This is a genomic window from Pseudomonas sp. PS01301 (genome assembly GCF_029960215.1).
Classification (GTDB): Bacteria; Pseudomonadota; Gammaproteobacteria; order Pseudomonadales; family Pseudomonadaceae; genus Aquipseudomonas; species Aquipseudomonas coleopterorum.
The window spans coordinates 1-5487 of the sequence record NZ_JASCPM010000086.1 but is presented as its reverse complement, the minus strand read 5'-3'; the positions used below and the strand labels follow the sequence as shown (position 1 = coordinate 5487).

Sequence of the window (5487 nt, the reverse complement as noted above, 5' to 3'; positions counted from 1 at the left end):
GACCGAGATCAGCCAGGAGGCCGACATGCGCAACTGTTTTGTCGAGATGGGCGCCTGGGAAGAAGACACCGAAAAGCGTTGGTAGGGCTTACGTTGGTTTTTGGTTCCATTGCTCCCCAAACCCCAAGAACGAACCCAAGCCCGCCGGCGGGGCAGGGCAAGGGCAGCAGGCCGCACCGGGCAGCACCGGCCCCGGCTTGCTCGCATCGGCCGCATCGGCCCTCGGCACGGCCGGCCGCATCGCCGCCGACGCCGGCGCGAACTTGGCGAAGGGAACCGCCGATGTTGCCAAGGCCAAAGCCGCGAGCCTGCGCGAAGCCGCAGCCGAGCGGATCGCCGACACCACTGGCGGAAAGATCGCCGCCGCGATCAAGGCGCAAGGAAGCGGCACGGCCGAGAACATCGACGTGCCCGACCAGCAGCCCGCGCCGAGCTTCGGCGACAACAGCCTGGCAGGCGGCCCCGCCGATGCCGATCCCGAGTCCGAAGTAGCTGCGTTCGCCAACCGCGAGCAAGGCCGCGACGGCACAACTGCGTAACCAAGGAGAGTCCAACCATGAAGAAGAAACTGTTTGCCCTGGCCGCCCTCGTGGCAGCCCTCGGATCGACCGCCGGCACGGCCAGCGCGCAAGACGTGCTGACCGGCGACACGCGCCTGGCCTGCGAGGCGATCCTGTGCCTGTCGTCGGGCACGCGCCCGAGCGAATGCACGCCGTCGCTGTCGCGGTACTTCAACATCACGAAGCGCAAGCTGTCGGACACGATCCGCGCCCGCCTGAACTTCCTCCAGCTTTGCCCGGTGGCGAGCCAGACGCCGGAAATGCAGTCGCTCGTGTCGGCGATCTCGCGCGGCGCTGGCCGTTGCGACGCGCAGTCGCTGAACTCGACGTTGGTGATGTGGACGGGCGGCTACGACGATGGGCGCACGTACATCAGCAACCAGTTGCCTGACTACTGCGGGGCCTACACCGGCCACGCCTACACCGACTTCGCCAGCAGCGGCACGCTGCCGCGCTATGTCGGGACGCCAGAGCGGGGCGGGTATTGGGTCGAAGCGCGCGACTATGACCGCGCCTTGGCCGAGTACAACGAACGCATCCGGCGCGAGGACGAAGAGCGCCGCCGTCAGTCCTGGCTGAACTGAGGGAGGGGAGGGCATGCCGTTCTTCGCCGATCTGCCGCCGCAGCTCCAGGAGCGCGTCGTCTGCTCGATCTCGGCCGCCGTCAAGTACGAGGTGCCGGTCAACATCGTGTTGGCCGTCGCCGAGAAAGAGGGCGGCAAGCCGGGCCAGTGGGTGCGCAACTCGAATGGCACGCATGACGTTGGCCCGATGCAGTTCAACACCGCGTACCTGGGCGACCTGGCCCGATACGGCATCACGGCGAACGATGTGGCGGCTGCCGGCTGCTACTCGTTCGACCTGGCCGCCTGGCGGCTGCGGATGCACATCCGCAACGACAAGGGCGACCTCTGGACGAAGGCGGCGAACTACCACTCGCGCACGCCGCAGTACAACGCGGTGTACCGGGCCGACTTGATGCGCAAGGCGTCGAAGTGGGCCGATTGGCTCGAAGCTCGGTTCGTCACGCTTGACGTGACGAAGGCCGGGGCCACGCCCTCGACGCCCAGCCAGCCCGCGACGGTGGCCCAGCGGGCGACGCCGGCGGCCAGGCCGGCACCAGCACCCCAGCAGGCCGCCCCAGCGGCCGCAGCAGCTCGCAGCGTGTCGGTGGCCGGCTACGTGCCCCGCACGGTGTCTTTCAACACTTCACGCGAGGGGTCGGCCGAGTAGGCCGGCTCTTCCGATTTAGCGGCTAAACATGGACAAATTCCACGCCTTCATGATGCGGTACACGCTGGGCGTCGGCCGGTTGCTTCAAGCCTATTGCAAGTGGGCGGAAGGACAGGCCAAGAACCAGCTCGATTTGCTTCTGCTGGGCCTCGGCCCGATCTTCGCCTTGGGCCTTCTGCTGTGGGCGCTGCCGGCGTGGATCGGCAAGCCCATCGCCTTCGTGCTCTCACTGCCAGCGCTCTACATCATCTTCCTGGTGCTGCGCGCCTACGCGATTCGCGGGGGCCGGCGCTGATGAAGGCCCTGCGGATTCCTGATGGAACCGTCGAAGCGTTGAAGTGGCTCGCACTGGTTCTCATGACCGGCGATCACGTCAACAAGTACCTGTTCAACGCGACGCTGCCGGTGCTGTTCGAGGCCGGCCGCGTGGCGCTCCCCCTTTTCGTGTTCGTCCTGGCCTACAACCTGGCCCGGCCGGGCACGCTCGAACGCGGCGTGTACGGCCGCACCATGTCGCGCCTGGCGATGTTCGGCGCGCTGGCCTCCGTGCCCTTCGTGGCCCTCGGCGGCCTGTACGCCGGTTGGTGGCCGCTCAACGTGATGTTCACGCTGCTGGTCGTCACGGCCACGGCTTACCTGGTCGAACGTGGCGGCAAGCTGCACCTGGCGGCCGCCGGCGTGGTGTTCCTGGTCGGCGGCAGCTCGGTCGAATATTGGTGGCCGGCCGTGGCTTTCGGCCTGGCGGTGTGGTCGTACACGCGCCGGCCGAGCTGGGCCGCCGCGGCGGTCGCGGTGCTGGCCTGCGCGGCCCTGTGGTTCGTCAATCGCAACCTGTGGGCCTTGGCAGCCCTGCCGGTGCTCTTCCTGGCCTCGCGGGTGGATGTGCGCGTGCCGCGCCTGCGCTGGGCCTTCTACGCCTATTACCCGCTGCACCTGGCCTCGCTCTGGTTGATCCGCATCCCCATGAGCAAGGCCGGCTACCTGTTCTTCTGATTGGAGTCCTGCCCCATGCGAAAACCCGTTCTTCTGGCCCTCTCTCTGGCGTTCCTGGTCAGCGCGCAAAGCGCACTGGCCGCCGGCGACGCCGGCAACTTCGGCACGCCGATCAAGTCCGGCGTATCGGTGTCCTTCCCCGACAGCAGCGCGACATTCCAGCCGACGCCAGAGGCCCTGGAGCTGCTGGCCGACGCTAGGAATGCGGCGATCATCTACATCAGCGGGCGCACCAGCACACTACGGCCCAGCGCGGCCGATGAGGCCCTTGCACTACGCCGTGCGCTCTCGGCCAGGTCGTACTTGGTGGCGCGCGGCGTCTCGCCGCTCAAGATCATGGTGAACTTCGCATCGGCCGCCGATTTCGTGGCAGACAACTCGACGGCCGAGGGCCGGCGCGAGAACCAGCGCGTGGACATTGAGGTGGTCTACATCCCCACCTACTGAGCGATCCGGCATCGCCATTCCTGGCGGTGCTGCAGGACGCTCCAGCAGCTTCGCATCGTCGGCTCTGACGATGCAGGCCCGGCCGGCTTCCCTTGACAGCATCGCCATTTCTGACGATGCTGGCCAAGTCCCGATTTACTCCAGGAAGAAGGCCATGAGATACCCCGGCGGCAAGGGCGGTGCCGGCGTCTACCAGACGATCATCAACAACATCCCGCCTCACGACACGTACATCGAAACGCACCTGGGCGGCGGCAACATCCTGGAGCGCAAGCGGCCCGCTGCCCGCAGCGTCGGCATCGACGTTGATCCCGAGGTGATCGAGGTCTGGCAGCAGCTCGACGTGCCCGGCCTGGAGCTGCACCACGGCGACGCCGTGGCCTGGCTGGAGTCCCACCAGTTCACCGGCTCCGAGTTCGTCTACGCCGATCCGCCCTACGTGATGGACAGCCGGCGCGGCGGCAAGCTATACCGCCACGAATACGACGACAAGGGTGCGGTCAGCGTCAAAGTGCGCGGTGAAGCGCCGATCGTCTATCTGACGGGTCAAACGTTCTATCAGCCCAAGAGCGCACCCGACACGCAGGTCGTCAACGCTTCCAAGACGGACGCTGCCAAGGTGATCAGCTTCCGCCTGAGCAACAGCAAGTGATCCCGGTGCTGCCGGCGTGACGAGCGTCGGCAGCGTCCGTCCCCGCGGCCTATTCATCAGGCCAACACCAACCTAGGAGTGCATCATGTCCAAGCCCCTCAGCATCGGCGCTTTCGCCGCCGTGCAATACCTGCCGCATATCGAAACCTTCCTGGCCACCGGCGACGGTGACTTCGACGGCCCGATCTGGGCCAAGGCCACCAGTGAAATCAAGTTCGTCGACGGCCGCGCGAGCTTCACGATGGTTCATGAATTCATGAGCCGCGACGGCAGCCGCATCTCGACGGTCGACACCGCCACAGGCATCCAGGTGCCGGGCATCGACGAGGTCTCGCTCACCGTCATGCACAAGGTGGTCGATTCCACCGGCAAGTTCGAAGGCCTGCGCGGCACCTTCCCGAGCTTCGGACTGCACAACTTTGCCACCGGCAAGGGCGTGCAGCGCTTCGGCGGCGAACTGAGCTGAAGTCAGCGCTAAGCAGCAGGTGCACCCGCTGATCGTGGGTGCGCCGGACGACCTCTCAAGGCGGCGCCGCCGGCACAGACCGACGGCGCCGCTTCTTCAAGGAGCACAGACGTGACACCCGAAGTTGAGGCAGCACTGCCGAGCCGCCTTCTGCACACCATGCTGCGCGTGGGCGACCTGGATCGCTCCCTGCGCTTCTACACCGAGGTTTTCGGTATGGACGTGTTGCGCCGCGAGGACTACCCGGACGGCCAGTTCACGCTCGCCTTTCTGGGCTACGGCAGTGAGGCCGATCACAGCGTGATCGAGCTCACCCACAACTGGGGTCGCAGCGAATACGAGCGTGGAAACGCCTACGGTCATATCGCCTTGGCCGTGGATGACGTGTATGCCGCCGTAGAGCGCTTGAAGCAGCTCGGCGCGAGCGTCAGCCGGCCCGCCGGTCCACTGAGCAGCCGCCCAGCGGATGGCAGCGAGCCCGACGTGATTGCTTTCGTCGACGACCCCGACGGCTACCGAATCGAGTTGATCCAACGCCGCTGAATCCAACGCGGCACCCACACTTTTTTAAGGAACCAGCATGAATTCATTCGACACGTTCAACTGGCTTCGCTCTGCGCGTCGCCTTCTTAGCGCCGGACTGGTCGCAACGACCATCGGTCTTGGCCTGGGCGCATCGCTCGCCTCGCACGCTGCACCCACAGCGGCTCCAGCAGCCGCTGCAGCAAGCACGCCGGTCGCATACCGTTATGCTGTCGTCGACGGCGTGCGCGTCTTCTACCGCGAGGCCGGACCCGCCGAAGGCCCGCAGGTGCTGCTGCTCATGGGCTTCGGTGGCTCGTCATACATGTTCCGCGATCTCATCCCGAAGCTTGCGGCCGCCAACTATCACGTCATCGCGCCCGACCTTCCGGGGTTCGGCCTCACCGAAGTGCCGCCGGCGCGCAACTACCGCTATCGCTTCGAGAACATCGCCAACACGATGGAAGCCTTTACCGAAGCGGTGAAGTTGGGGTTTGGGGAGCAATGGAACCAAAAACCAACGTAAGCCCTACCAACGCTTTTCGGTGTCTTCTTCCCAGGCGCCCATCTCGACAAAACAGTTGCGCATGTCGGCCTCCTGGCTGATCTCGGTC

General features: G+C 65.9%; 9 protein-coding genes and 1 pseudogene. All 10 read left to right on the top strand.

Going from position 1 to position 5487, the window contains the following annotated elements:
- Nucleotides 1-125: 125 nt before the first annotated feature.
- A pseudogene (locus QMX89_RS22350) lies at nucleotides 126-539 on the top strand (P-type conjugative transfer protein TrbL); the annotation flags it as partial.
- A gap of 17 nt (nucleotides 540-556) precedes the next feature.
- Complete coding sequence (locus QMX89_RS22345; RefSeq protein ID WP_010890138.1) at nucleotides 557-1144, top strand: TrbM/KikA/MpfK family conjugal transfer protein; 588 nt, start codon at nucleotides 557-559, stop codon at nucleotides 1142-1144.
- A 13-nt stretch (nucleotides 1145-1157) separates the two neighbouring features.
- Nucleotides 1158-1793, top strand: a complete 636-nt coding sequence (locus QMX89_RS22340; RefSeq protein ID WP_011114052.1) for a transglycosylase SLT domain-containing protein — start codon at nucleotides 1158-1160, stop codon at nucleotides 1791-1793.
- A gap of 28 nt (nucleotides 1794-1821) precedes the next feature.
- The gene (locus QMX89_RS22335; protein ID WP_010890140.1) at nucleotides 1822-2088 is read left to right on the top strand and encodes a hypothetical protein; all 267 of its coding nucleotides are present in this window, start codon (nucleotides 1822-1824) and stop codon (nucleotides 2086-2088) included.
- Nucleotides 2088-2786, top strand: a complete 699-nt coding sequence (locus tag QMX89_RS22330; protein WP_011114053.1) for a TraX family protein — start codon at nucleotides 2088-2090, stop codon at nucleotides 2784-2786. Before QMX89_RS22335 ends, QMX89_RS22330 begins: the two co-directional genes overlap by 1 nt.
- A gap of 15 nt (nucleotides 2787-2801) precedes the next feature.
- A complete protein-coding gene (locus QMX89_RS22325; protein WP_001665065.1) occupies nucleotides 2802-3233 on the top strand; it encodes an OmpA family protein in 432 nt (143 codons plus the stop codon).
- A 154-nt stretch (nucleotides 3234-3387) separates the two neighbouring features.
- Nucleotides 3388-3885 (top strand): SAM-dependent methyltransferase, encoded by a 498-nt coding sequence (locus tag QMX89_RS22320; RefSeq protein ID WP_011655360.1) that lies wholly within the window; start codon nucleotides 3388-3390, stop codon nucleotides 3883-3885.
- Nucleotides 3886-3970: 85 nt separating this feature from the next.
- Complete coding sequence (locus QMX89_RS22315; protein WP_011655359.1) at nucleotides 3971-4351, top strand: hypothetical protein; 381 nt, start codon at nucleotides 3971-3973, stop codon at nucleotides 4349-4351.
- A gap of 111 nt (nucleotides 4352-4462) precedes the next feature.
- Nucleotides 4463-4894 carry a lactoylglutathione lyase gene (gloA, locus tag QMX89_RS22310; protein ID WP_282349922.1) on the top strand — a complete coding sequence of 144 codons (432 nt, stop codon included), beginning with the start codon at nucleotides 4463-4465 and terminating at the stop codon, nucleotides 4892-4894.
- A gap of 37 nt (nucleotides 4895-4931) precedes the next feature.
- Nucleotides 4932-5399, top strand: coding sequence for an alpha/beta fold hydrolase (locus QMX89_RS22305; protein WP_104685793.1), 468 nt, complete (start codon nucleotides 4932-4934; stop codon nucleotides 5397-5399).
- The last annotated feature ends 88 nt before the right edge of the window (nucleotides 5400-5487 follow it).

Bases quoted from the DNA above. Each gene is read 5' to 3' on its own strand.
- QMX89_RS22330 (WP_011114053.1), top strand. From the start codon at position 2,088: ATGAAGGCCCTGCGGATTCCTGATGGAACCGTCGAAGCGTTGAAGTGG.
- QMX89_RS22320 (WP_011655360.1), top strand. From the start codon at position 3,388: ATGAGATACCCCGGCGGCAAGGGCGGTGCCGGCGTCTACCAGACGATC.
- QMX89_RS22305 (WP_104685793.1), top strand. From the start codon at position 4,932: ATGAATTCATTCGACACGTTCAACTGGCTTCGCTCTGCGCGTCGCCTT.
- QMX89_RS22335 (WP_010890140.1), top strand. From the start codon at position 1,822: ATGGACAAATTCCACGCCTTCATGATGCGGTACACGCTGGGCGTCGGC.
- QMX89_RS22340 (WP_011114052.1), top strand. From the start codon at position 1,158: ATGCCGTTCTTCGCCGATCTGCCGCCGCAGCTCCAGGAGCGCGTCGTC.
- QMX89_RS22345 (WP_010890138.1), top strand. From the start codon at position 557: ATGAAGAAGAAACTGTTTGCCCTGGCCGCCCTCGTGGCAGCCCTCGGA.
- QMX89_RS22325 (WP_001665065.1), top strand. From the start codon at position 2,802: ATGCGAAAACCCGTTCTTCTGGCCCTCTCTCTGGCGTTCCTGGTCAGC.
- QMX89_RS22315 (WP_011655359.1), top strand. From the start codon at position 3,971: ATGTCCAAGCCCCTCAGCATCGGCGCTTTCGCCGCCGTGCAATACCTG.